This is a genomic window from Allobosea sp. P1_A7, assembly GCF_056406775.1.
In genome coordinates this window covers 1-411 of sequence record NZ_JBFTZN010000669.1, presented here as the reverse complement: position 1 = coordinate 411, position 411 = coordinate 1, and the positions used below count along the sequence as shown (strand labels likewise).

At 67.4% G+C, this 411-nt stretch carries 1 protein-coding gene; it reads left to right on the top strand.

The genetic code is table 11. The features are described 5' to 3' along the window. Positions 1-231: 231 nt before the first annotated feature. A partial coding sequence (locus AC1D34_RS38320; protein WP_476827118.1) for a DUF3846 domain-containing protein occupies positions 232-411 on the top strand: 180 nt, incomplete at its 3' end.

The window sequence follows — 411 nt, the reverse complement described above, 5'->3', positions numbered from 1 at the left end:
AGACGGACCAAGGAGGGGCGCCGCCACGCTCGATGGCGCGGAAGTCCTGCCCAAGCATGTTTGCCGCTGGATATTGCGCGCGAGCCCGGCAGCGACCCCGATGACCAGACCAGAGGATCGCCGTCATGAGCACCAGCCAGACCGACGCCACGACCGAGACTGACAGCCCGTCCATGGCCGGCTACATGTAATGCATGGCGTCCAATCCGGCGCACAACTTCGGCAGGGGCTATGAGGGCAGCGCGCGCGCCCAGCCTGGAGGAGCTGCAGGAGGTCGTCGGCGGCCCCATCGAGAAGCTGATCGGCTTCAACAGCTATAACGGCGAGCGTGTCGTCGCCCTCTGCAATGAGGACGGGCGTCTGAAGGGCCTGCCGCGCAACGAGCAGGCGACCCTGGCCTGGGCGGCCTGC